The organism is Pseudomonas sp. GW456-L12 (assembly GCF_059424045.1).
In genome coordinates, this window is record NZ_JBWKZA010000012.1 from 151,645 (window position 1) to 176,425 (window position 24,781).

At 62.3% G+C, this 24,781-nt stretch carries 20 protein-coding genes; 14 read left to right on the forward strand and 6 right to left on the reverse strand.

Features of this window, described 5'->3' with window-relative positions; translation table 11 throughout:
* Positions 1–41: 41 nt before the first annotated feature.
* Genes rsmA through AC07Y9_RS17290 form a run of 4 tightly spaced genes read right to left on the reverse strand, consistent with a single transcriptional unit; the run spans position 42 to position 5,941 of the window.
* Complete coding sequence (gene rsmA, locus AC07Y9_RS17275) at positions 42–860, reverse strand: 16S rRNA (adenine(1518)-N(6)/adenine(1519)-N(6))-dimethyltransferase RsmA (protein ID WP_087089378.1); 819 nt, start codon at positions 858–860, stop codon at positions 42–44.
* On the reverse strand, positions 857–1,846 hold the full coding sequence (pdxA, locus tag AC07Y9_RS17280) for a 4-hydroxythreonine-4-phosphate dehydrogenase PdxA (protein ID WP_087089375.1): 990 nt from the start codon (positions 1,844–1,846) through the stop codon (positions 857–859). The genes rsmA and pdxA overlap by 4 nt, the downstream gene beginning before the upstream one ends.
* Positions 1,843–3,159 (reverse strand): peptidylprolyl isomerase SurA, encoded by a 1,317-nt coding sequence (gene surA / locus AC07Y9_RS17285; RefSeq protein WP_037005327.1) that lies wholly within the window; start codon positions 3,157–3,159, stop codon positions 1,843–1,845. The genes pdxA and surA overlap by 4 nt, the downstream gene beginning before the upstream one ends.
* Positions 3,140–5,941, reverse strand: a complete 2,802-nt coding sequence (locus tag AC07Y9_RS17290) for an LPS-assembly protein LptD (protein ID WP_102679179.1) — start codon at positions 5,939–5,941, stop codon at positions 3,140–3,142. The genes surA and AC07Y9_RS17290 overlap by 20 nt, the downstream gene beginning before the upstream one ends.
* 130 nt (positions 5,942–6,071) lie before the next feature.
* On the opposite strand from AC07Y9_RS17290, the gene AC07Y9_RS17295 reads away from it, so the two are divergent.
* From AC07Y9_RS17295 to AC07Y9_RS17305, 3 genes are read left to right on the forward strand one after another with little or no spacing between them, the layout of a single operon-like run.
* Positions 6,072–7,097, forward strand: a complete 1,026-nt coding sequence (locus tag AC07Y9_RS17295) for an aminoglycoside phosphotransferase family protein (protein WP_102679180.1) — start codon at positions 6,072–6,074, stop codon at positions 7,095–7,097.
* Positions 7,094–7,765 carry an N-acetylmuramate alpha-1-phosphate uridylyltransferase MurU gene (gene murU / locus AC07Y9_RS17300; protein ID WP_102679181.1) on the forward strand — a complete coding sequence of 224 codons (672 nt, stop codon included), beginning with the start codon at positions 7,094–7,096 and terminating at the stop codon, positions 7,763–7,765. The genes AC07Y9_RS17295 and murU overlap by 4 nt, the downstream gene beginning before the upstream one ends.
* Before the next feature lies 1 nt (position 7,766).
* The gene (locus AC07Y9_RS17305; protein ID WP_053262871.1) at positions 7,767–8,534 is read left to right on the forward strand and encodes a TerB family tellurite resistance protein; all 768 of its coding nucleotides are present in this window, start codon (positions 7,767–7,769) and stop codon (positions 8,532–8,534) included.
* A gap of 93 nt (positions 8,535–8,627) precedes the next feature.
* Here AC07Y9_RS17305 and AC07Y9_RS17310 read toward each other — a convergent pair whose 3' ends face one another.
* Positions 8,628–9,626 carry an alpha/beta hydrolase family protein gene (locus tag AC07Y9_RS17310; RefSeq protein ID WP_102679182.1) on the reverse strand — a complete coding sequence of 333 codons (999 nt, stop codon included), beginning with the start codon at positions 9,624–9,626 and terminating at the stop codon, positions 8,628–8,630.
* Positions 9,627–9,700: 74 nt separating this feature from the next.
* Between AC07Y9_RS17310 and AC07Y9_RS17315 the strand changes: the two genes are divergently transcribed.
* The 10 genes from AC07Y9_RS17315 (at position 9,701) to trpE (ending at position 21,795) form a co-directional block, all read left to right on the forward strand.
* Positions 9,701–12,094 carry a PAS domain-containing sensor histidine kinase gene (locus tag AC07Y9_RS17315; protein ID WP_102679183.1) on the forward strand — a complete coding sequence of 798 codons (2,394 nt, stop codon included), beginning with the start codon at positions 9,701–9,703 and terminating at the stop codon, positions 12,092–12,094.
* 55 nt (positions 12,095–12,149) lie between these two features.
* On the forward strand, positions 12,150–12,779 hold the full coding sequence (locus AC07Y9_RS17320; RefSeq protein ID WP_007926150.1) for a response regulator: 630 nt from the start codon (positions 12,150–12,152) through the stop codon (positions 12,777–12,779).
* Between the two features lie 246 nt (positions 12,780–13,025).
* On the forward strand, positions 13,026–14,150 hold the full coding sequence (locus AC07Y9_RS17325; RefSeq protein WP_087089362.1) for an ABC transporter ATP-binding protein: 1,125 nt from the start codon (positions 13,026–13,028) through the stop codon (positions 14,148–14,150).
* Between the two features lie 44 nt (positions 14,151–14,194).
* Entirely contained in the window at positions 14,195–15,238 is a 1,044-nt protein-coding gene (locus AC07Y9_RS17330; RefSeq protein ID WP_009045873.1) for an ABC transporter substrate-binding protein, read from the forward strand.
* 68 nt (positions 15,239–15,306) lie between these two features.
* A complete protein-coding gene (locus AC07Y9_RS17335; protein WP_007926153.1) occupies positions 15,307–16,554 on the forward strand; it encodes an ABC transporter permease in 1,248 nt (415 codons plus the stop codon).
* A gap of 13 nt (positions 16,555–16,567) precedes the next feature.
* A complete protein-coding gene (locus AC07Y9_RS17340; RefSeq protein ID WP_007926154.1) occupies positions 16,568–17,392 on the forward strand; it encodes an ABC transporter permease in 825 nt (274 codons plus the stop codon).
* 133 nt (positions 17,393–17,525) lie between these two features.
* Entirely contained in the window at positions 17,526–18,674 is a 1,149-nt protein-coding gene (locus AC07Y9_RS17345; protein WP_007926155.1) for an iron-containing alcohol dehydrogenase, read from the forward strand.
* Positions 18,675–18,753: 79 nt separating this feature from the next.
* Entirely contained in the window at positions 18,754–19,428 is a 675-nt protein-coding gene (gene rpe / locus AC07Y9_RS17350; protein WP_007926156.1) for a ribulose-phosphate 3-epimerase, read from the forward strand.
* Positions 19,425–20,243, forward strand: coding sequence for a phosphoglycolate phosphatase (locus tag AC07Y9_RS17355; RefSeq protein WP_007926157.1), 819 nt, complete (start codon positions 19,425–19,427; stop codon positions 20,241–20,243). The genes rpe and AC07Y9_RS17355 overlap by 4 nt, the downstream gene beginning before the upstream one ends.
* A gap of 70 nt (positions 20,244–20,313) precedes the next feature.
* Complete coding sequence (gene trpE, locus AC07Y9_RS17360) at positions 20,314–21,795, forward strand: anthranilate synthase component I (RefSeq protein ID WP_102679184.1); 1,482 nt, start codon at positions 20,314–20,316, stop codon at positions 21,793–21,795.
* 65 nt (positions 21,796–21,860) lie between these two features.
* On the opposite strand, the gene estP is transcribed toward trpE, so the two are convergent.
* Positions 21,861–23,771: an esterase EstP gene (estP, locus tag AC07Y9_RS17365; protein WP_087089356.1), complete on the reverse strand. Its 1,911-nt coding sequence runs from the start codon at positions 23,769–23,771 to the stop codon at positions 21,861–21,863.
* Between the two features lie 408 nt (positions 23,772–24,179).
* On the opposite strand from estP, the gene AC07Y9_RS17370 reads away from it, so the two are divergent.
* Entirely contained in the window at positions 24,180–24,773 is a 594-nt protein-coding gene (locus tag AC07Y9_RS17370; protein WP_007930170.1) for an aminodeoxychorismate/anthranilate synthase component II, read from the forward strand.
* Positions 24,774–24,781 lie beyond the last annotated feature (8 nt).

Consider the following 24,781-nt stretch of genomic DNA (forward strand, 5'->3'; position numbering starts at 1 on the left):
ACATGGAGCCTGGCGTCTTACCCGATAACGCTGGTGGCGTGTCAGCTCGCGCTGGCGGTGTCCGCGGCTTGTTCACTGAGCTTGTCAGCCAGGCGAACGAAGGCTGCCAGGTCCAGTTGCTCCGGACGCAGGCTGCCATCGACGCCCGCGGCTTCGATCTCGGCGCTTGTGAGCAGGGCCTTGAGGGTATTGCGCAGGGTCTTGCGGCGCTGGTTGAAGGCTTCGCGGACGATGCGCTCCAACAGGCGATGATCCTTGGCCGGATGCGGCAGCACGGTGTGTGGCACCAGGCGGACGATTGCCGAGTCGACTTTCGGTGGCGGATTGAATGCGCCAGGACCGACGTTGAACAGATGCTCCACGCGGCAGTGGTACTGGACCATGATCGACAGGCGGCCCCAGTCACCACCGCCAGGGCCCGCAGCGAGGCGCTCGACCACTTCTTTCTGCAGCATGAAGTGCATGTCGCGAATCAGTCCGGCGTTCTGCAGCAGGTGAAAGATCAGCGGGGTGGAGATGTTGTAGGGCAGGTTGCCAACCACCCGCAGGCTGCCGGGCGCGGCATTCAGGCTGTTGAAGTCGAACTTCAGGGCATCGCCCTGGTGCAGGCTGAAATTATCCCGGCCAGCAAACTGCTGGTTGAGGATCGGCACCAGGTCCTTGTCCAGCTCGACCACATCCAGCTGGGCGCCGCTGTTGAGCAGGCCCTCGGTCAGGGCGCCCTGGCCCGGGCCGATTTCCAGCATGCGGTCGCCGGATTTGGCATTGATGGAGCGCAGGATGCGGTCGATCACGCCGGCGTCATGCAGGAAGTTCTGGCCGAAGCGCTTGCGCGCCCGGTGTTGGTATTGCTCGGTCATAAACGGGTCTCGGCCATCTGGTAGGCGGTTTCCAGGGCGACTTTCAGGCTGCCGGTATCGATCTTGCCGCTGCCGGCCAGATCCAGGGCGGTGCCGTGGTCGACCGAGGTGCGGATGATCGGCAAGCCCAGCGTCACGTTGACCGCGGCGCCGAAGCCTTTGTATTTCAGCACGGGCAGCCCCTGGTCATGGTACATCGCCAGCACTGCGTCGCAGTGCTCCAGATATTTGGGGGTAAACAGAGTGTCGGCGGGCAGGGGGCCGCGCAGGTCCATGCCTTCGTTGCGCAGACGCTCCAGGGTGGGTTCGATGATATCGATTTCTTCATGGCCCAGATGTCCGCCTTCGCCGGCATGCGGGTTGAGCCCGCAGACCAGGATGCGTGGCTGGGCGATGCCGAATTTGTTGCGCAGGTCCGCATGCAGAATGCGCGTAACCCGCTCCAGGCGCTCCGGGGTAATGGCGTCGGCGATGTCCCGCAGTGGCAGGTGAGTGGTCACCAGTGCCACGCGCAGGCCATGGGTAGCCAGCATCATCACCACTTGTTCGGTGTGCGTCAGGTCGGCGAGAAACTCGGTATGGCCGGAAAAGGCAATGCCGGATTCGTTGATCACACCCTTGTGCACCGGGGCGGTAATCATGCCGTCGAAATGTCCGTCCAGGCAGCCTTGGCCGGCCCGGGTCAGGGTTTCCAGAACGAATGCGGCGTTAGCCTTGTCGAGCTGGCCGGTGACGACCTTGGCCGCCAGCGGGGTATCCCAGACGTAGAGGCTACCGGCGGCGGCCGGCTGGCTTGGCCAATTGTCGGGACCGACCGTAATCAGGCTGACGGCCACACCCAGCTGCGCGGCCCGCTCGGTAAGCAGGTCGCGGCTGGTGATGGCGATCAGGGGGTATGGCTGTTGTTGCGAAGCGAGCAACAGGCACAGGTCGGGACCTATGCCGGCTGGCTCGCCAGGGGTGAGCGCGAAACGCTTGGGTTTCACTGTGCCGCCTGGTCAGCGCCAGGAAGTTTGATCTCGACGTAGGCTTCGTCGCGAATCTGGCGCAGCCAGGTTTGCAGCTCTTCGTCGTATTTGCGGTTGCGCAGTACGGTCATCGCTTGCTGTTCGCGGGCCTGGCTGGTGCTGTCGGTGGCGCGGCGGCCAAGGACTTCCAGTACGTGCCAGCCATATGGGCTCTGGAACGGCTTGGACAGCTGACCTTGCGGGGTCTTGGCCATCACGTCGCGGAACTCGGGAACCAGGGCGTTCGGGTCGATCCAGCTGAGGTCGCCACCGTTGAGGGCGGAACCCGGATCTTCCGAGTAGCTTTTCGCCAGTTCGGCAAAGTCTTCGCCAGCTTCGATGCGCTCGTAGAGCTTCTGGGCCAGGCGTTTGGTTTCTTCTTCGCTGCGAATTTCACTTGGCTTGATCAGGATATGACGGACATGCACTTCGTCACGCATCTGATTGCCGCCGCCGCGTTTTTCCAACAGCTTCAGGATGATGAAGCCGCCTGGGGTACGAGCTGGCTGGGTGATATCGCCCACTGCCATGGCGCTCAGTTCGCGGTCGAACGGAGGGGGCAGTTGAGCGGCTTTACGCCAGCCCATGTCACCACCTTCCAGGGCGTTGTCGCTGCCGGAACGGGCGATGGCCAGCTGAGCGAAGTCGGCGCCTTGCTTGAGCTGCTGGTAGATGTCCATGGCCTGGCGCGCGGCGCTCTGAATCGCTTCGGAGTTGGCGCTTTCCGGGGTTGGAATCAGGATATTGGCCAGGTGCAACTCTTCGGACAGTTGCATCTTGCCCAGGTCGGAGGCGAGGAAGTTCTTCACTTCCTGCTCGGAGACCTGAATGCGTTCGGCGACACGGCGCTGACGCACACGGCTGATGATCATCTCGCGGCGAATCTGCTCACGGGCGTCTTGATAGGACAGGCCATCACGAGCCAGGGCGGCGCGGAACTGATCGGGCGTCATGTTGTTGCGTTGGGCGATGGTGCCGACGGCCTGGTTCAGCTCTTCATCGGTAATGCGGATGCCGGAGCGCTCGCCGATCTGCAGTTGCAGGTTTTCGACGATCAGGCGTTCCAGTACCTGCTGGTTCAGGACCTCGGCGGGTGGCATGCCGCCGCCGCGCTTGGCGATGGTTTGCTGAACTTCGTGAACCCGTTGGTCCAGCTGGCTCTGCATGACCACGTCGTTATCGACGATGGCCACCACTTTGTCGATGGGTTGTACCGCGGCGCTCGCCGCGGTACCCAGGAACAGCGCGCCCAACATCAGCGGGCGCAGACAATCAGAAAGCTTGGTCTTCACGTTCACGGTAACCTTGAATGCCTTTGTCGAGGAAGCTCTCTACCTTGGAGCCGGTGAGGCCGCCGAGTCCCTTCAGAACAATTTGGAGGAAGATGCCATGGTCGCCTTTCTCATTCTGCGGGGCTTCTTGACTGAACTCGTCATACTTGACCCAGTAACGGTTGATCAGGCGCAGTTTCCAGCAGCAGTTGTCGTATTCGAAACCACCGAAGGCGTCGAGGGTACGGTTACGGTTGTAGTCGTACTGCCAACGGCTGATCAGGTTCCATTGCGGCACGATCGGCCAAATCACCGAAAAGTCGTGCTGCTTGATCTTGTAGTAGTCCTTTACGTAGCCAGGTTGTCCTGGAGTGCCATAGTCACCACCACCCACAGACCATTTGCCCGTGGTTTCGTCGTAACGAACCAGGTCGTTGCGATAACGATAACCGGCGTTGATGACCTTGTTCGGGTTGTCTTCCGGCTGGTAATGGAACATTGCGCTACCGGAGCGAGGGCTACGGCTGTCGGGATCCCAGTTGTACTCGGCAGTGGTGCGCCAGTCGCGATTCCAGCGGTATTCGTATTCCAGCGCATAAGGAGAGACGTTGGAATGTGCGTCGTCACGAGTTTTTGCGTCGATACCTGGCAACTGAACTTCGCGGTCCTTGAAGTACAAGGCCTGGCCGACGCTGATGCGCTGACGTTCGAAGCCGTTTTCTTCGATCCAGCGGTTAGTGACACCGAGGGACAGTTTGTTCTCATCACCTACGCGATCGGAGCCAGTGAATCGATTGTCACGGAATAGCGACGAGTAGTTGAAGGTGGTTTCGCTGGTGTCGAAGACCGGGATGTCGCTTTGGTCTTTCTCCGGCACATAGAGATAGTAGAGGCGTGGCTCCAGGGTCTGACGATAGTTCTTGCCGAACCATTGGGTGTTGCGGTCGAAGTACAGGCCGCTATCGACACTGGCAATTGGTACGCCACGGTTCTGGTTGCTGCTGTAAGTACCGTTGAGACGGTCCTGTTCCGCGGTTTGGGCTGCCACTTGGCTCTTGCCGATGCTGTCTAGATCCAGATCGTACTGGGTGTACTGATACTTGAGGGACGGTTTCAGGAAGCCATAAGTCCAGTTAAGAGGAAGGCTGACGGCTGGTGCGAGATTCAGGCGATTACCATTGGCGCGTGCCAGCCCCTGAATGTTGCGGTCGAGACGAGGTGAGCCAACGCCATTTTCATCAAAGAATGTGCCGTTTTGCAGATCCCGATCAAACCGAACGATTTCAGTGTTGTATGTGAAGTCCAACCCACCTGGATGTTGTGGCAAGAAACCATTCAAGGTGATTTGTGGCAAGCGGTTATAAGGTGTGATGTCGGAAACCGTGGCCAGTTCATAAGCCTGAACATTGAGTCGCGCGGTGTAAGTATCACCGCGGTAACTTACTGCACCCTGCTGGTTAATGTAATCACGACTTTCCACGCCGATCTGGTCAGTCTGCAGATCCTGGAAGTAGTACGGATCACTGATCTTGGTGTAGTCGACCTCAGTCATTACCCGCGAATCGAGCCCGCCCTTGTGCTGCCAGTTGTACATGTAGCGGGTTTTTTCGTAGTCCGACTGCAGTTTGCGGTCATCGTTGTCGTCATTGAGGTACGCCGCGCCGAACTGACCTTCGCTGGACTTGGTCAGGTAGCGGAATTCGCCTTCCATCAACAGGCCACGCTTGCTCATGTAGCGCGGGTACAGCGTGGCGTCATAGTTCGGCGCCAGGTTGAAGTAGTACGGGGTGACCAGCATGAAGCCGGTATCGCTGCCGCTGCCGATGGTCGGCGGCAGGAAGCCGGACTGGCGACGGTCGTCGATCGGGAAATAGATGTACGGCGTGTACAGGACCGGAATGTCCTTGACGCGCAATGTCACGTTGGTCGCTGTGCCGAAGCCGGTCGCCGGGTTCAGGGTGATGTTGTTGCCCTTGAGCTGCCAGGCGTTGCTGCTCGGTTCGCACGTGGTGTAGGTACCATCCTTGAGGCGGATGATCGCGTTCTCGGCACGCTTGGCGTACAGCGCGTTACCGCGGATGCGTGATTTGTGCATCACGTATTCGGCGTTGTCGACCTTGGCCTCGCCGGTGTCCAACTGCACGTCGGCGTGATCGCCGACCAGCAGGGCGCCGTTGTCGCGCAGGCGGACGTTGCCGCTCAGCTCGCCACGGTTCTCGGCCTGGTACAGGTTGGCCTCGTCGGCCTCGACCTGCATGCTGCCCTGGCGCATGACCACATCACCGGCCAGGGTAGCGATCTGCTGCTCCTGCTGGTAACGCGAAGCCTTGGCACCAATAAAGGTCGGCGCGTCACTTTTATTCGTCTTGTCATTCATGCCAGGACGAATCGGTTCGATATAAGCACCAGCACAATAAGGACCGGTCTCGGCCAATTGGGCGGCGGTGAGCTTCTCGCGCGGAACCCAGTCGAGGTGACTGTAGTCTTCGCTGCGGGACTTCAGGCCGCGGCCCTTGGACTCGGTAACCAGCATCGGCTTGGCGCCGGTGTCTTCGCTGGTTTCGCCGCCTTCGGCCGACGCCGCGGTGCTCGAGCTGACCGCACTCGCGTCATGCACGGGGCGCGGAGGCAGTTGAGCGGCGCTGGTTTTCGGCGCGCAGTCCCAGCCACCCGAAGCAGAGACTGAGCAGTCATACTGTTCTGCGGCGACCACGAACGAAGTGGCTAGGGGTTGCAGGGCCAGCAGACTGCCAGTAACCAACAACGGAAATTTTTTACGAAACGCGGGGGATTTCAATGCCATCTTATTAGTCCGGGCTTCCTGCGTGCCATCTGCCCGCGGTGTGGGCCGCACGCCTCTCGATGGTCTGAAAAAGATGCTGGATAATAAAGCATGACCCGCTTGACGGCTAGCGCCGTCGGAGACCCTTGCAATGCCTGACCAAGATGTACGCTTGCAACACCTGAAAGTTTGGCTCGATAAGCAGTTGTCGATTGTTTATGCCTCCAACGGATGGGGCCCCGTGCCCCCGGCCACATTGACCGCGGCCAGCAGCGACGCGAGTTTCCGGCGGTATTTCCGCTGGGAAGGCGAAGGCCGCAGCTTTGTTGTGATGGATGCTCCACCGCCGCAGGAAAACTGCAAACCCTTCGTGGATATCGCCCATCTGTTGGCAAAATCCGCAACCAATGTGCCGAAAATTTATGCAGAAGATTTGCCGCGCGGCTTTCTTTTGCTCAATGACCTGGGCAACAAAACCTATCTGGACGTGATCGACGGCGAAAATGCCGACGCCCTGTTCAAGGATGCACTGCAAACCTTGCTGGCTTTCCAGCAATTGCCGATGGATGCGCCGTTGCCCAGTTATGACGTCGCTTTGCTGCGCCGTGAGCTGGAACTGTTCCCTGAGTGGTACGTGGGGCGCGAACTGGGCGTCGAGCTGAATGAGCGCCAGCGCGGCCAATGGCAGCGGGTCAGCGAGCTGTTGATCGAAAGCGCCCTGGCCCAGCCCAAGGTGCTGGTGCATCGTGACTATATGCCGCGCAACCTGATGCTCAGCGAACCCAATCCGGGCGTGCTGGACTTCCAGGACGCGGTCTATGGCCCGGTGACCTATGACGTTACCTGCCTGTTCAAGGATGCTTTTCTCAGCTGGCCCGAAGCGCGAGTGCGCGGCTGGCTGGAGGACTACTGGCAGCAAGCGTCCCGGCTTGGTATCGCGGTACAACCCGATTTCGAGGATTTCCTGCGCGCCAGCGACCTGATGGGCGTGCAACGCCATCTCAAGGTGATCGGGATCTTCGCCCGGATCTGCCACCGCGACGGCAAGCCCCGTTACCTGGGCGACGTGCCGCGTTTCTTCGCTTATATAGAGGCCGTCCTGGCTCGTCGGCCTGAGCTGGCGGAGTTGGGTGAACTGTTGGCCAGCCTGCGTCAACCGGTCGGAGCCTGTGTATGAAGGCAATGATTCTGGCCGCGGGCAAGGGCGAACGGATGCGCCCCTTGACCCTGACCACGCCCAAGCCATTGATCCGCGCCGCTGGTGTGCCGCTGATCGAGTACCACCTGCGAGCACTGGCCCGGGCGGGCTTTACCGAAGTCGTCATCAACCATGCCTGGCTGGGGCAGCAGATCGAAGATCATCTGGGCGATGGTTCGCGCTTCGGCCTGAGTATCCGCTATTCGCCGGAGGGCGAGCCGCTGGAAACCGGCGGCGGTATTTTCCGCGCCTTGCCCTTGCTGGGCGACGAGCCCTTTGTGGTGGTCAATGGCGATGTCTGGACCGATTACGATTTCCGCTCGTTGAACCGTCCGCTGGATGCGTTGGCGCACCTGGTGCTGGTGGATAACCCGGCTCACCATACCGCCGGGGATTTCATCCTCAGCGATGCCCGGGTGCGGGACGCCGAGCCGGGCGCGCAGACCCTGACCTACAGCGGCATCGCGGTGTTGCACCCGGACCTGTTCCAAGGCTGCACACCGGGCGCGTTCAAGCTGGCGCCCCTGTTGCGCAAGGCCATGGCCGATGGACAGGTCAGTGGCGAGCGTTTGCAGGGACACTGGGTCGATGTCGGCACCCATGAGCGTCTGGCGGAAGTCGAAATCTTGTTAGAAGCGAGTCGTTGATATGTTGTGGCCAGGGACTCTGATCGGAGCCGGGGCTGGCTTTGCCATAGCCAGTATCCCGGGGGCCATGCTGGGAGCGTTGCTGGGACAGGCGCTGGACCGGCGTTTGCAGTTGCATAGCTGGGCCCAGGTGCGTGAGCGTCTGGGCGGTCGACCGGCGCTGCGCAACGATGAACTGCTGTTCGTGCTCTTGGGGCGGCTGGCGAAAAGCGATGGCCGGGTGGTCGATGGGCATATCCAGCAGGCGCGTCTGGAAATGCGTTCGCTGGACATGAGCGAAGCCGCACAGCGCCGCGCCATTGCCGCGTTCAATCGGGGCAAGTCGGGTAACGATCGGCTACGGGGCTACCTGCGACGCCTGGCGACGCAGCCTCATGCTGCCGAGGGTGTGTTGCGCGCTTGCTGGCGGATGGTCTGGGCCGATGGCCGGGCCAGCCCCTCCGAGCGCGAGCTGATCCAGCTTTGGGGCAAGTGGCTGGGCTGGACTGTGCAGCAGGTGCAGGCGTTGGCGGCGGACTACGAGCCGAGCAAAAAGCCGTTGGCCAACAGCAGTGGCACCTATCAGGACGCGTTGCGCCTGCTCGGTGTCTCGGCGACCAGCGAGCCGTCGCAGATCAAGCGCGCCTACCGGCGCCTGCTCAGTCGCCATCACCCAGACAAGATTGCCGGCAGCGGCGCAAGCCCCTTGCAGGTGCGTGAAGCCACGGAGAAAACCCGCGAGCTGCACAGCGCTTACGCACTGATCCGTGAGCGTCGGGACTTTCGTTAGAGAGGCTCGTTAGAGAGATTCGCTAGAGGGAAATGCCCCACGCCCGGCCCCGCACCTTGCCAAAAACAGGAGCGGGACCGGGCGCGGCGGGATTCAGTCTTGCGTGGGTTGCGGGCTCAGCCAGCCGCGTACGCGTCTGAACAGCTGCTCGTTTTCAGCCGTGCTGTTGCCTGGCAGGGCGTTGAGCGAGACCTGGGTGAAGTTGGCGTTCTTCAGGCGCTTGCTCGCCTGCAGGCGTTCCAGGGCGCTCTTGCGAGCCTGCGCGTTGTCCTTGTAGAAAAAATCGGCGGTCGCCAGCTTCAGGGTCGGCGTCAGTTCCGTCAGTCCGGGTTTGCCGATGGACGGGGTCTGGGCAGCCACCAGCACCAGTTTTTGAATCTCCGGCGGCTGTTTTTCGCTCAGGTAGCGCGTGGCCCAGTAGGCGCCGCTGCCATGACCCAGCAACACAATGCTGCGGGCGTTCTGTTGCTGGGCGTAGGTCACCGCGGCGTCGATACGGGCAAAAATCCGCTCGGCGTCGGCCTTGGCCTGTTCTTCGCTACTCTCCACCACCGCGCGATCGGCGATCTCGGCTTCGCCACCGGCGGCCTGTTCGATCGGTTTGGGCGCTGCCGTGGCGGCATCTTTGCTGCTAGTGTCGGCGGTCGCGAGCGCAGGTTCGGCCTCGACGATGCGTGGTTGCGCCGCATCGCTCTGCAGGTCGGGCAGGGTCAGGCTCAGGCTGCTCCAGTCGGCATCCGGCAATCTGTTGCGCAAAGGGCCGATTGCCTGAGGCCAGTCAGCGGTTTCGCCAGCGCCCGGGATGATGATCACTGCGCCTTTGGGATCGCTGGTGTTGGCGGGTTTCCACAGGGCCAGAAAGCTCTCGCTGCCGGCTTGCAGTGACTGTTGTTCGCTGGATGGCAGGACCCGTTCGAGGGCCGCTGCATCTTCCTGGCTACGCTCAAGGAGCGGCTGGCGTTCGGCCGGTTTTTCCGCGGCAGCCTGTTCTGCCGGGGCGGCTTGCGGATCGGCGGCCTCGACCGAAAAGGCACAAGGCAGGATCAGCGACAGGCACAATGCGGGCAGTGCCGTGCGGTGGACAAGGGACATCGGTTATTCCAGGCCAGAAGTAATCCCGGCAGCCTAATGGGTTGGTCAGTATTTGTCAGTGTGTGAGACTTCAGATGATGCGTTTTCGCTGCCTGTTGGTTATCGGCTGTATCTGCCTTCCCTTGATGGCCCGGGCGGTGCCTGCGCCACATATCGCCCAGGCGCAGTGGAGCCCCGCACAACAGCAGTGGCTGGAGCAGCACCGGGAATTGCGGGTCGGCGTGGTGCTCCAGGCTCCCTATGCCCAGTACGACCGACGGCTGCAACGCTTGTCCGGCGCCAATATCGAATTGATGCAGTGGCTGGCCCAGGCGATGAAGGTCGAGCTGAGCTGGCGCAACTTTGCCGATCAGACGCAACTGGAGGCGGCGGTGCGTGCCGGTGAAGTGGATATGGCCCCGGGCCTGAGCCAGACCCCGGCCGGCCTGCGGCTCTGGCAGTTTTCCGATCCCTATATGCGCGTGCCGCAACTGGTGGTCGGCGAGCAGAAGGGCGCCGGCGCGGTGGAGCTGGAAAAGCTCGACAGCCAGACCCGCGTGGCGGTGCGCATGCCCAGTGCGGTGGCGGACTACCTGCGGGCGACCTATTCCAACCTCAATCTGCAGGGTGTGCCCCTGGAGCGCCAGGCCCTGCAATTGCTGCTCAGCCAGCAGGCGCGTTATGCGGTGATCGATGAAGCACAGCTCAGTCGTTTGTCGGCGGAGCCGGAGTTCGCCGGCCTGGCGGTGGTGGGCGATATCGGCCTGCCGCAACTGTTGCGGGTGGCGACCCGGCGCGATTGGCCCGAGCTGGCGGACATCGTGCAACGCGCCTTGCACGGTATCGCCGCCAAGGACCTGGAGCAGCTGCACAATCGCTGGCTGCAGCCCAAGTATCCGCGACTGAGCGAGTCCCGCGGTTTCTGGCAGAACCTCAGCCTGCTGCTGGCCGTGCTGCTGTTGGCGAGCATGGCCATCGTTATCTGGCAGCGCCGCCAGCAACAGACACTCGAACAGCGGCTGTTGACCACCCGCGAGGACCTGGCCCGGCGCGAGGCCAGTGAAGAAGCCTTGCGCCTGACCCAGTTTTCCATCGACCAGAGCACGGTGGGCATTCTGTGGGTCAACTGGGACAGCCATGTGCGCTACGCCAACCGCGCGGCCGAAAGCATGCTGGGCTATGCGCCGGGGGCGGTGGTCGACCGGCCGTTGAGCGACTTCGAACCCAACCTGCACATGGACCGCTGGCTTGGCCTGTGGAAGCGCGCCCGGGCCAGCGAGGACGCGCCGCCCAGCTTCGAGACCCAGTGTGTCCGCGCCGATGGCAGCATCCTGCCGGCCGATGTGTCGCTGAGCTTTCTGCGTTTTCGCGATGGCGAGTACCTGGTGGTTTATCTCACAGACGTCACCGAGCGTCGTCGCGCCCTGGCCGCCCTGCAGGAAAGCGAGGCGCGGTTGCAGGGGATCGCCGCCAATGTGCCGGGGCTGGTGTTCCGCTTGGAACGGGCACCGGTGACCGGGCAGATCGATTTCGCCTACATCAGCGAAGGCAGCGAGAGCCTGGTGGGTTACTCCCCGGCGACCCTCAGCCACCGCGACATAGGGCTGCGCAGCCTGGTGCATCCTGAAGACCGGGCCAGTTATCACCAGACCCAGGACCATGCCCTGGACACCGACAGCGACTGGTCCTGGCAGGGGCGGATCCTGACCCGCCAGGGCGAACAGCGCTGGGCGGAAATCAAGGCCATCACCCGCCAGCTTGAGGACGGCACCTATGTCTGGGACGGCATCGTCTGGGACATCAGTGAAAGCAAACGCATCGAACTGGAGCTGGCCAGTTCGCGCGAACAACTGCGCGAGCTGTCGGCGCACCTGGAAAGCGTGCGCGAAGAGGAAAAGGCCCGCATCGCCCGGGAAGTGCACGACGAGTTGGGGCAGATGCTCACCGTGCTCAAGCTGGAGACCTCGATGTGCGAGCTGGCCTACGCGCAGCTCGACCCGGGGCTGCACGAACGCCTGAACAGCATGAAGCGCCTGATCGCCCAGCTGTTCCAGCTGGTGCGGGATGTGGCCACGGCCTTGCGCCCGCCGATTCTCGATGCCGGGATCGCGTCGGCCATCGAGTGGCAGGCGCGGCGTTTCGAGGCGCGCACACAGATTCCTTGCCTGGTGCAGGTGCCCGACAATCTGCCGGTGCTCAGCGACGCCAAGGCCATCGGTCTGTTCCGCATCCTCCAGGAGGCGCTGACCAACGTGATGCGCCATGCACAGGCGCATACTGTCGAACTGACCCTGAGCCTCGAACACAACCAGCTGTGCATGACCATCAGCGACGACGGCCAGGGTTTCGTGGTCGAGACCGGGCGGCCGACGTCCTTCGGCCTGGTGGGCATGCGCGAGCGGGTGCTGATCATGGGCGGTAGCCTGACCCTGGACAGTCAGCTGGGCGAGGGCACCACCCTGAGCGTGACTGTGCCGCTGGACCTGTAGGCGCGAGCAGACTCACTGCTGCAGAGATCATTACCAATAAGAAGAGGTACGAGCTGTGATCCGTGTACTGGTAGCCGAAGACCACACCATCGTTCGCGAAGGCATCAAGCAGTTGATTGGTCTGGCCAAGGACCTGACGGTGGTGGGGGAGGCGAGCAATGGCGAGCAGCTATTGGAAACCCTGCGCCATGTGCCTTGCGAGGTGGTGCTGTTGGATATTTCCATGCCTGGCGTCAACGGCCTGGAGGCGATCCCGCGGATCCGCGCGCTGAACAATCCGCCGGCGATCCTGGTGCTGTCGATGCACGACGAGGCGCAGATGGCGGCCCGGGCGCTGAAGGTGGGGGCGGCCGGTTATGCCACCAAGGACAGCGACCCGGCGCTGCTGCTGACGGCGATCCGCAAGGTGGCGGCGGGCGGGCGTTATATCGACCCGGAGCTGGCCGACCGGATGGTCTTCGAAGTCGGCCTGACGGACACCCGGCCCCTGCATTCCCTGCTGTCGGAGCGCGAGTTTTCCGTGTTCGAACGGCTGGCCCAGGGTGCCAACGTCAACGATATCGCCCAACAGCTGGCCTTGAGCAGCAAGACCATCAGTACCCACAAGGCGCGGCTGATGCAGAAACTCAACATCACCTCCCTGGCCGAGCTGGTGAAGTACGCGATGGAGCACAAGCTGCTCTGAATGGATCTGTAGCCGCAGCCTGCGGCAGCGGCTACACGTACCCATTTGCGACACGAAAACCGGCTTATGGCCATGATCCTCGCCGGGCTTGTGCCGGGACTTGTCCAATCGCGCCATCCTTGTAGGGGGATTCCTACAAGGAACCTTCCATCAGGCTGAGGCCAATCTCTCATACCCCCCGATTTGCGCGGCTTGTGGCCTCCACTAGGCTTAGTCCACAGCCGTCAAAAAACAAAAGGTGTGGGTATGAGCGAGGTCGATTCAAGCGCTGGGACGAGTGATGTACTGGTCAGTTTCCGTGGTGTGCAAAAGAGCTACGACGGCGAAAACCTGATCGTCAAAGACCTCAACCTGGAAATTCGCAAAGGCGAGTTCCTTACCCTGCTCGGGCCATCCGGCTCCGGCAAGACCACCAGCCTGATGATGCTGGCCGGCTTCGAGACCCCGACCGCCGGGGAGATCCAGCTGGCCGGGCGGGCGATCAACAACGTGCCGCCGCACAAGCGCGATATCGGCATGGTGTTTCAGAACTATGCGTTGTTCCCGCACATGACCGTGGCCGAGAACCTGGCGTTCCCGCTGTCGGTGCGCGGCCTGAGCAAGACCGATATCAGCGAGCGGGTCAAACGCGTGCTGAGCATGGTCCAGCTCGAGTCCTTCGCCCAGCGTTATCCGGCGCAACTGTCCGGTGGCCAGCAGCAGCGGGTGGCCCTGGCCCGGGCGCTGGTGTTCGAGCCGCAGCTGGTGCTGATGGACGAACCCCTCGGCGCGCTGGATAAACAGCTGCGCGAACACATGCAGATGGAAATCAAGCACCTGCACCAACGCCTCGGCGTGACCGTGGTCTACGTGACCCACGACCAGGGCGAAGCCCTGACCATGTCCGACCGGGTCGCGGTGTTCCACCAGGGCGAAATCCAGCAGATCGCCCCGCCTCGGACCCTTTACGAAGAGCCGAAGAACACCTTCGTCGCCAACTTCATCGGCGAGAACAACCGCCTCAACGGCCGTTTGCACAGCCACAGCGGTGACCGCTGCGTGGTCGAGCTGGGGCGCGGCGAGAAGGTCGAGGCGCTGGCGGTCAACGTCGGCAAGACCGGCGAGCCGGTGACCCTGTCGATTCGTCCGGAGCGCGTGAGTCTCAACGGCTCCAGCGAAAGCTGTGTCAACCGCTTCTCAGGGAGGGTGGCGGAATTCATCTATCTGGGCGACCACGTCCGGGTTCGCCTGGAAGTCTGTGGCAAGACCGACTTCTTCGTGAAACAGCCGATTGCCGAGCTTGATCCGGAGCTGGCGGTGGGCGATGTGGTTCCGCTTGGCTGGCAGGTCGAGCACGTTCGCGCGCTCGACCCACTTCTAGAGGCGCATTGATCGCCCCCTTGCTTCACCAACCCTGCACGTGGAGAGAACAATAAATGTTGAGATCCCTGAAATTCACCGCTTTGACATTGGGCCTGATGGGCGCATCGCACGCGATGGCGGCGGGCCCGGACCTGACCGTGGTGTCCTTTGGTGGGGCGAACAAGGCGGCCCAGGTCAAGGCCTTCTATGCCCCGTGGGAAGCCGCGGGCAACGGCAAGATCGTCGCTGGCGAATACAACGGCGAGATGGCCAAGGTCAAAGCCATGGTCGACACCAAGAGCGTGTCCTGGGACCTGGTGGAAGTCGAATCGCCGGAGCTGTCCCGCGGTTGCGACGAAGACATGTTCGAGCAGCTCGACCCCGAGCTGTTCGGCAAGCCCGAGGATTACGTCAAGGGCGCAATCCAGCCTTGTGGCGTGGGTTTCTTCGTCTGGTCGACCGTCCTGGCCTATAACGCCGACAAGCTGAAGACCGCGCCGACCAGCTGGGCGGATTTCTGGGACACCAAGAAATTCCCGGGCAAGCGCGGCCTGCGCAAGGGCGCCAAGTACACCCTGGAATTCGCCCTGATGGCCGACGGCGTCGCGCCCAAGGATGTGTACAAGGTGCTGGCCGGCAAGGACGGCCAGGATCGTGCCTTCAAGAAACTCGATGAACTCAAGCCGAGCATCCAGTGGTGGGAAGCCGGCGCCCAGCCGCCGCAGTACCTGGCTTCCGGTGACGTGGTCATGAGTTCGGCCTACAACGGCCGGATCGCCGCAGTACAGAAGGAAAGCAACCTGAAAGTCGTGTGGAACGGCGGTATCTACGACTTCGACGCCTGGGCCATTCCGAAAGGCCTGGACAAGACCCGCGCCGAAGCGGCGAAGAAATTCATCGCCTTCTCGGTGCAGCCGCAGCAGCAGAAGACCTACTCGGAAAATATCGCCTACGGTCCGGCCAATACCCAGGCAGTTCCGCTGCTGGCCAAGGACATCCTGAAAGACATGCCGACCACCCCGGAAAACATCGCCAACCAGGTGCAGATCGACGTCAGCTTCTGGGCTGACAACGGTGAGCAACTGGAACAGCGTTTCAACTCGTGGGCGGCCAAGTAAGGCGTCATGCATGGGCGGCGTCACCCGCGGGTGACGCCGTTACCGTTTAAAGATTTGCGGAGTTCGTCATGGCCATTAGCGTTCCCCTGAACGAGGTCACCAGCCCCAGCCTCAAGCAGCGCCTGGCGCGTGCCGAGCGGGTCAACCGCTGGAAAGCGCAAGCGTTGATCGCGCCGCTGGTGCTGTTCCTGCTGCTGGTGTTTCTCGTGCCTATCGCCGCGCTGCTGTACAAGAGCGTCGGTAACCCGGAAGTGGTCGAAGGCATGCCGCGCACTGTGGTCGCCGTGGCCGGTTGGGACGGACGCGGCCTGCCGGCCGAGCCGGTGTACAAGGCGCTGAGCGAGGACCTGGCCGAAGCGCGCAAGCAGCAAACCTTGGGCGATCTGTCCAAGCGACTGAACATGGAATTGGCCGGCTATCGCAGCCTGCTGACCAAAACCGCCCGGGCCCTGCCGTTCAAGGAGGAACCGGCTTCCTATAAAGAAGCACTGGAAGCCATCGACGAGCGTTGGGGCGACCCGGCCTACTGGCAGGCGGTACGCCGCAACACCAGCAACCTGACGCCGTTCTACCTGTTGGCCGCCGTCGACCATCGGATCGACGACCTGGGGGAGATCGCCCCGGCGACCCCTGACCAGGCCATCTACCTGGATATCTTCGCCCGGACTTTCTGGATGGGCCTGGTGATTACCGGTATCTGCCTGGTGCTGGCCTATCCCCTGGCTTACCTGCTGGCCAACCTGCCGGCGCGCCAGAGCAACCTGCTGATGATTCTGGTGCTGCTGCCGTTCTGGACTTCGATCCTGGTGCGTGTGGCGGCGTGGATCGTGCTGCTGCAATCGGGCGGCCTGATCAACAGCGCGCTGATGGCCATGGGGGTGATCGACAAGCCGCTGGAACTGGTGTTCAACCGCACCGGGGTCTACATCTCCATGGTGCACATCTTGCTGCCGTTCATGATCCTGCCGATCTACAGCGTGATGAAAGGCATCTCGCCGACCTATATGCGTGCGGCGATTTCCCTCGGCTGCCACCCGTTCGCCAGCTTCTGGCGGGTGTATTTCCCGCAGACCTATGCCGGCGTCGGCGCCGGTTGCCTGCTGGTGTTCATCCTCGCCATCGGCTACTACATCACCCCGGCGTTGCTGGGCAGCCCGAACGACCAGATGGTCAGCTACTTCGTCGCCTTCTACACCAACACCAGCATCAACTGGGGCATGGCGACCGCGCTGGGCGGCCTGCTGCTGTTGGCGACCATCGTGCTGTATCTGATTTACAGCTGGCTGGTGGGCGCCAGTCGCCTGCGCCTGAGCTAAGGAGAGAATCGAAATGCTGAGCCCTTACATGTCGCCCGTCGAGCGGGTCTGGTTCTACAGCTTGCGGATTCTCTGCGGCGTGATCCTGTTGTTCCTGATCCTGCCGGTGCTGGTGATCATTCCGCTGTCGTTCAACTCGGGCAGCTTCCTGGTGTACCCGCTGCAAGGCTTCTCGCTGCAGTGGTATCACGACTTCTTCGGCTCGGCGGAATGGATGCGCGCCCTGAAGAACAGCATCATCGTCGCCCCGGCGGCCACGGTGCTGGCGATGGTCTTCGGCACGCTGGCGGCGATCGGCCTGACCCGCGGCGACTTCCCCGGCAAGGCGCTGGTGATGGCGCTGGTGATTTCGCCGATGGTGGTGCCGGTGGTGATCATCGGCGTGGCCAGCTACCTGTTCTTCGCGCCCTTGGGCATGGGCAACAGCTTCTTCTCGCTGATCATTGTCCACGCCGTGCTGGGCGTGCCGTTCGTGATCATCACGGTCTCGGCCACCTTGCAGGGCTTCAACCAGAACCTGGTGCGGGCCGCGGCGAGTCTTGGCGCTTCGCCGCTGACGGCGTTCCGCCGGGTGACCCTGCCGTTGATCGCGCCGGGGGTGATCAGCGGCGCGCTGTTCGCCTTTGCCACCTCGTTCGATGAAGTGGTGGTCACGCTGTTTCTTGCCGGCCCCGAGCAAGCCACCTTGCCCCGGCAGATGTTCAGCGGCATCCGCGAAAACCTCAGCCCGACCATCGCCGCTGCGGCGACGCTGCTGATCGCCTTCTCGGTGATCCTGCTGCTGACCCTGGAATGGTTGCGTGGTCGCAGCGAAAAGCTGCGTACCGCTCCGGTCTGATTGCCTCTGACAGATCGCTCCCGTACCGGCCGTGGGAGCGATCCGTTACGCCATTCATTGGCTGAATGGCAGACAACCCCAAATCCCCAGCTACTCTTGTGCCAGCTTCTCCCTTATATAAGAGGCCGCGCACATGAGTCTTTCCTCTTTCAAAATCGCCCACAAACTGCTCACCGGCTCCGCCGCGATCGAGCAACTGTCCACCGAACTGAGCCGCCTGGATATCGATAACCCGCTGATCGTCACTGATGCCGCGCTGGTCAAGTCCGGTACCGTGGAGCTGGCGCTGGCGCAACTGGGGGGGCGGGATTACGAGATTTTCGACCGGGTGCTGCCCGACCCGGAAATCGCCATCGTCGAAGATTGCATGCAGGTTTACCGCGAGGGCGGGCACGACGGGCTGATCGGCCTGGGCGGCGGCAGCGCCATCGATATCGCCAAAAGCGTCGCGGCCTACGCCGGTTATCACGGGGCGCTGGAAGACCTGTTCGGGATCGACCAGGTACCGCGCAAGGGGCCGCCGCTGATTGCCATTCCCACCACGGCGGGCACTGGCTCCGAAGTCACCAATGTGGCGATTCTCTCGGACAAGGTCGCGCAGCTGAAAAAGGGCATTGTCAGCGATTACCTATTGCCGGATGTGGCGCTGGTCAGCCCGCAGATGACCCTGACCTGCCCGCGCAGTGTGACTGCCGCCAGCGGTGTCGATGCCCTGGTGCATGCCATCGAGTCGTATCTGTCGCTCAACGCCTCGCCCATCACCGACTCCCTGGCCCTTGGCGCCATCAAGCTGATCGCCCAGGCGCTGCCCAAGGCGTACGCCAATCCTGCCCACTTGCAGGCCCGCGAAGACATGGCCACCGCCAGCCTGATGGCCGGCATGGCCTTCGGCAACGCCGGGGTCGGCGCGGTGCACGCGCTGGCCTATCCGTTGGGCGGGCGCTTCAACATCGCCCATGGCGTCAGCAATGCCTTGCTGCTGCCGTACGTCATGACCTGGAACAAGATGGCCTGTGTCGAGCGCATGCAGGATATCGCCGAGGCCATGGGGGTGAAGACCGCTCATCTGAGCGCGGCCGAGGCAGCCGACAAGGCGGTCGAGGCCATGACCCAGCTCTGCGCCGCGGTGGAGATTCCCTCGGGGCTGCGCAGCTTCGGGGTGCCGGAGGAGGCCATTCCGTCCATGGCGGTGGAGGCCGCGGGGATCGAGCGCCTGATGCGTAACAACCCGCGCAAACTGAGCCCGGGCGATATAGAGAAGATCTATCGCGCGGCTTACTGATCATCGCGGTCACGGTGCGCGCGCCAAAGCATGAGGTATACAATGCGCGCCACCGTGATTCTGCTCAAAAAGGTGCGTCATGCAGCCCTTCGCAATTGCTCCGTCGATCCTCTCCGCCGATTTCGCCCGCCTGGGCGAGGAAGTGGACAATGTTCTAGCCGCTGGCGCCGATATCGTGCACTTCGATGTCATGGACAACCATTACGTACCCAACCTGACCATCGGTCCGATGGTCTGCGCTGCCCTGCGTAAGTACGGCATCACCGCGCCGATCGACGCCCACCTGATGGTGAGCCCGGTGGATCGCATCATCGGCGACTTCATCGAGGCCGGTGCGACTTACATCACCTTCCACCCGGAAGCCACGCTGCACGTCGACCGTTCCCTGCAGATGATCCGCGAAGGCGGCTGCAAGGCTGGCCTGGTGTTCAACCCGGCCACCCCGCTGGACGTGCTCAAGTACGTCATGGACAAGGTCGACATGGTCCTGTTGATGAGCGTCAACCCGGGTTTCGGCGGCCAGAAGTTCATTCCGGGCACCCTCGACAAGCTGCGTGAGGCCCGTGCCCTGATCGATGCTTCCGGTCGCGATATCCGCCTGGAAATCGACGGCGGGGTGAATGTGCACAACATCCGTGAAATCGCTGCCGCGGGCGCCGATACCTTCGTCGCGGGCTCGGCGATCTTCAATGCGCCGAACTACCGGGACGTGATCGAGAAGATGCGCGCCGAACTGGCGCTGGCCCGTCCATGAGCGGTTTCGAGCAGCTGTTCCCGGGGCGTCTGCCGCGGCTGGTGATGTTCGACCTGGATGGCACCCTGGTCGATTCGGTTCCCGACCTCGCGGCGGCCGTGGACGACATGCTGCTCAAACTGGGGCGCCCGCCCGCCGGTATCGAGGCGGTGCGCGAGTGGGTCGGCAACGGCGTGCAGATGCTGGTGCGTCGGGCCCTGGCCAACGACATCGCGGCGCAGGGCGTCGACGATGTCGAGGCAGAGCGCGGGCTGGAGCTGTTCAACAATGCCTATGAGGATGGCCACGAACTGACCGTGGTCTACCCTGGCGTGCGCGACACCCTCAAATGGCTGCACAAGCAGGGTGTGGAAATGGCGCTGATCACCAACAAGCCGGAGCGTTTCGTCGCGCCCTTGCTGGATCAGATGAAGATCGGCCGTTATTTCCGCTGGATCATCGGTGGCGATACCCTGCCGCAGAAGAAACCCGACCCGGCAGCGCTGTTCTTCGTCATGAAAATGGCCAGTATCCCGGCCTCGCAATCGCTGTTCGTCGGTGACTCGCGCAGCGACGTGCAGGCGGCGAAAGCTGCGGGTGTGAAGTGCGTGGCATTGAGCTATGGCTACAACCACGGACGGCCGATTGCCGAGGAAATGCCGGCCCTGGTGATCGACGATCTGCGCCAGCTAATTCCCGGTTGCCTGGATCCGGCCGCTGAGATAACGTTGCCCGACGCTGTTCAATCCCCTCCTGGAAACGCCATCGTGGTGGTCACTCGCAAACTCTGGATGAAAGTCATCAAGGCCCTGGCCCGCTGGCGTTGGCGCGCCTGACTTGTTCCTGGCCGGTCTTCCGGCGCGTTTGCATACCTGACTGTCAGAACCTCAAGCCACGAGGCACCTCATGATCCGCGAAGAATTCCTGCGTTTGGCCGCTGCCGGCTACAACCGCATCCCGCTTGCCTGCGAAACCCTGGCCGACTTCGACACGCCGCTGTCGATCTACCTGAAACTGGCCGACCAGCCCAACTCCTACCTGCTGGAGTCGGTGCAGGGCGGCGAGAAGTGGGGCCGTTATTCGATCATCGGCTTGCCCTGCCGCACCGTACTGCGGGTGCATGACCATCACGTCAGCATTACCGTCGATGGCGTCGAGACCGAAAGCCATGACGTGGCCGATCCGCTGGCGTTCGTCGAAGAGTTCAAGGCGCGCTACCAGGTGCCGACCATCGCTGGCCTGCCGCGTTTCAACGGTGGCCTGGTCGGCTACTTCGGTTACGACTGTGTGCGTTATGTGGAGAAGCGCCTGGGCAAATGTCCGAACCCGGATCCGATCGGTGTGCCGGACATTCTGCTGATGGTCTCCGACGCCGTGGTGGTGTTCGATAACCTCGCCGGCAAGATGCACGCCATCGTCCTCGCCGACCCGTCCCAGGACGATGCCTTCGAGCAAGGCCTGGCACGCCTGCAAGCGTTGCTGGAGAAGCTGCGCCAGCCCATCACCCCGCGTCCTGGCCTGGACTTCAGCAAGCAGCAGGCGACCGACCCGGTGTTCCGCTCCAGCTTCACCCAGGGTGACTACGAGCGTGCCGTCGATACCATCAAGGAGTACATCCTGGCGGGCGACTGCATGCAGGTGGTGCCGTCGCAGCGCATGTCCATCGATTTCAAGGCGGCGCCGATCGACCTGTATCGCGCCCTGCGTTGCTTCAATCCGACGCCTTACATGTACTTCTTCAACTTCGGCGACTTCCATGTGGTCGGCAGTTCGCCGGAAGTGCTAGTGCGGGTCGAAGACAACCTGATCACCGTTCGCCCGATCGCCGGCACCCGTCCACGCGGCGCCAGCGAAGAGGCGGATCTGGCGCTGGAGAAGGACCTGTTGTCCGACGACAAGGAAATCGCCGAACACCTGATGCTGATCGACCTGGGGCGCAACGACACCGGGCGGGTTTCCGAGATCGGTTCGGTGAAGCTCACCGAGAAGATGGTGATCGAGCGTTATTCCAACGTGATGCACATCGTTTCCAACGTCACTGGCCAATTGAAGGCCGGACTGACCGCGATGGACGCGCTGCGGGCGATTCTGCCAGCGGGCACCTTGTCCGGCGCGCCGAAGATCCGCGCGATGGAAATCATCGACGAGCTGGAGCCGGTCAAGCGTGGTGTGTATGGCGGGGCGGTGGGTTATTTCGCCTGGAACGGCAACATGGACACCGCCATTGCCATTCGTACGGCGGTGATCAAGGACGGCGAGCTGCATGTGCAGGCCGGTGGCGGTATCGTCGCCGACTCGGTGCCTGCGCTGGAATGGGAAGAAACCCTGAATAAGCGTCGCGCGATGTTCCGTGCGGTGGCCTTGGCTGAGCAAACGCCCGATAGCTGAGTCGGACAAAGAGCCATAAAAAACGCTGCCTCCTCACGGGGGCAGCGTTTTTTATGGCCTGCGGTTTAGAAGTCGAGGCTGACCCCGACGTTGATGCCTTGCTGGGTGAAGTCATCGTCCTTGCGGATGTTGTAGCTGGCGCGCAAGGCCAGGTCCTGGGTGAGCTTGTGGCTGACCCCGAGGTTCAGGCGGTTGAGGTTGGTCTGCGGGGTATAGCCTTCGAGGGTGTAGCGGTTATCCGGCAGGCTGTTGAGGGCCATGGTCAGCTTCTGGGTATCGTCCTCGTATTCCTTTTCGTGGGCGATTTCGCCGAACACCTGGGTTTGCCGGGTGATCTGGTATTTGCCCTGCAGGCCGATGCCCAGGCGCCGCGATGTGCGTTTCTGGTCATCGAAGGTCAGCGCCGTGGAGTCGTTGCCGTCCTCGGAGTAGCCGTCGACCTTGACCCGCGCATAGTCGGCGCTGATGAACGGCGACAGGTGCCACGGGCTGCTGGCCTGCTGCGCGATGTCGTAGCCCAGGCGAGCGCTGAAGGCCAGGACATCGCCGCTGGTGTCGCCTTTTTCCCCGCGCTCATTGGGCCCCAGGTCGAATTTGCGCTTGAGGTTGTCGTAGTCCAGGTGCCCGGCGGTGGCTGCCGCGTCGGCCCACCAGCGGTTTTGCTGGTACTGGACGAAGGCGGTGCCCAGGTAGGTGTTGAGCTTGTAGTCCGAGTCGTTGTTGCCCGCCTCGAGCTTCTGCCGATAGGCGCCGGCCAGCACACCCACTCGCCAGGCCTCGTCGAGCCGGTAGCTGCCGCCGATGTTCAGGTTGAAGCCGTTGCCGTCGGCACTGGCGCCGCTGCGCTGGCTGTCGAAGTCCTGGTGCTGGCCGCCCGCGGCAACAATCGCCCGCCATTGACCCACGCCCTGCCAGTTTTCCCAGTCGGCCTGCCATTGGTTGCGCAGCTCATCCTGGTGCGCGCGCAGGGTGCCCTGGGCCATTTCCGGGAGCAGGGTTATTTCCCAGGGCGCCGCCAGCAAAGAGTAAGCGTAATCGGCGATCAGCCGCTGGCCCGCTTCAGTGGGGTGGACCGAGTCGTTGTAGATCAGCTTGCTTGGGTCCGGCGTGGCGCTGTGAATGCCATAGCGGGCGTTTTCCGTGCAGCCATTGCCACTGAAGCAGGTGGCGGTGAGGTTCTGGTCGGTGGCCAGGCCGAACTGTGCCGGGTTGGCGAAGCTTTCCTTCAACAGGACGGGAATGTTGAGGGGAATGACTTCGGCATCGACCGTTTGCAGCTGTCGGACCAGTTCGGTATTGAATTGGGCACTAAGCTGGGAAGTGAACCCTTGCAACGGGCTGCCGTTGATTGCCGGGGTCAGGCCAATGTCCGGCAGCAGCCAGACCATGATGTAGCGGGCGCCGGCCTGTTGCAGGGTTTGCACGCTGTCGACCAGGCGGCCGGCCGCGGCGTTGGCCTGGTCAAGGCTGGTGACGCGGCCTTGGAGGAAGTCGTTGCCGCCGCCCGACAGGTAATAGAGGGCATTCGGGTCGGCGCGGAAATCGTTGGCTACCAGATAGCCGGGGCGGCTGCGGCTGCCGGCGGTCGAAGTGGTGGTAATCGAGTCGAGAATCTGGTCGGTGCGATAACCGCCGACTGCCCAGTTGTTGCCATCAGGCAGGCCTTCGCTGGCGCGGGTCGCCGAGGTCGACGCGGCGAGCTGGTCGTCCGAGAAGCCCAGTTTGGCTCCCAGCAATTGCGTCGAGTTGGCGGAGCGGACTTCCCCGCTACCATCCAGGTAGACCGGGCCGGTGCGGTTGGTAAAGCGCTGGGTCGCGCCCGCAGGACCGCCGGGATCGGCGAATTGCCCGGCATCGCTGAGGCTGTCGCCGAACACGATAAAGCTGGAATAGGGGGAGGGGGCTGCGATCGCTTGAGCGCAGGCCAGGGACAAAAGACTGCCGGCGAGTGGTACGAACAACGTCTTTTTGATCATGAGCAAGTCCGTTTTATTTATTGTTGTAGAGAACGAAACGACAGTACCAAAAACTTTTGCGTTTCAGCTATGGCGATAAGCCATATCGCTTGTTTATCCGGGCGCGGGCCCCGCCATATTGCACCCTCTGCTCAGCTAAGTTACTGTGCCTGAACGTATGAATGAGACCTTCCCCGTGTTGATCGTCAGCAAACTCTTGATGCGAGTTGTTAAGGCACACGCCCGTTGGCGTTGGCGCGCCTAACTTTTCTCTGCCGGCCCGGCCGGCCCTGTACCGTTTTGTCTTCTTTACCCCTGTTCGACTCCGCTTGTGCTGGTTGAGTGATTGCAACCTCCGGCGGGCCTGCCAGCGGGCAATCCACTGAAGGCTGTATTAAAAGTCAGTGAATTCAAGAGGTTGTAATCCCCATGTTGCTGATGATCGATAACTACGACTCCTTTACCTATAACGTTGTGCAATACCTTGGCGAGCTGGGTGCCGAGGTCAAGGTGGTGCGCAACGACGAACTGACCGTGGCTGAAATCGAAGCGCTCAACCCTGAGCGGATCGTCGTGTCGCCCGGTCCTTGCACGCCGACCGAAGCCGGTGTGTCCATCGAAGCGATCAAGCATTTCGCCGGCAAGCTGCCGATCCTGGGCGTTTGCCTGGGCCACCAGTCCATTGGCCAGGCCTTTGGCGGCGACGTGGTGCGCGCGCGGCAGGTGATGCACGGTAAGACTAGCCCGGTATTTCACCAGGACAAGGGCGTATTCGCCGGTCTGAACCATCCGTTGACCGTGACCCGTTACCATTCCCTGGTGGTCAAGCACGATACGTTGCCGGACTGCCTCGAACTGACCGCCTGGACCCAGCTGGAAGACGGCTCCGTCGACGAGATCATGGGGCTGCGCCACAAGACGCTGAACATCGAGGGTGTGCAGTTTCACCCCGAGTCTATTCTCACCGAGCAGGGCCACGAGCTGTTCGCCAACTTCCTCAAACAGAGCGGCGGCACGCGCTAAGGACTTTC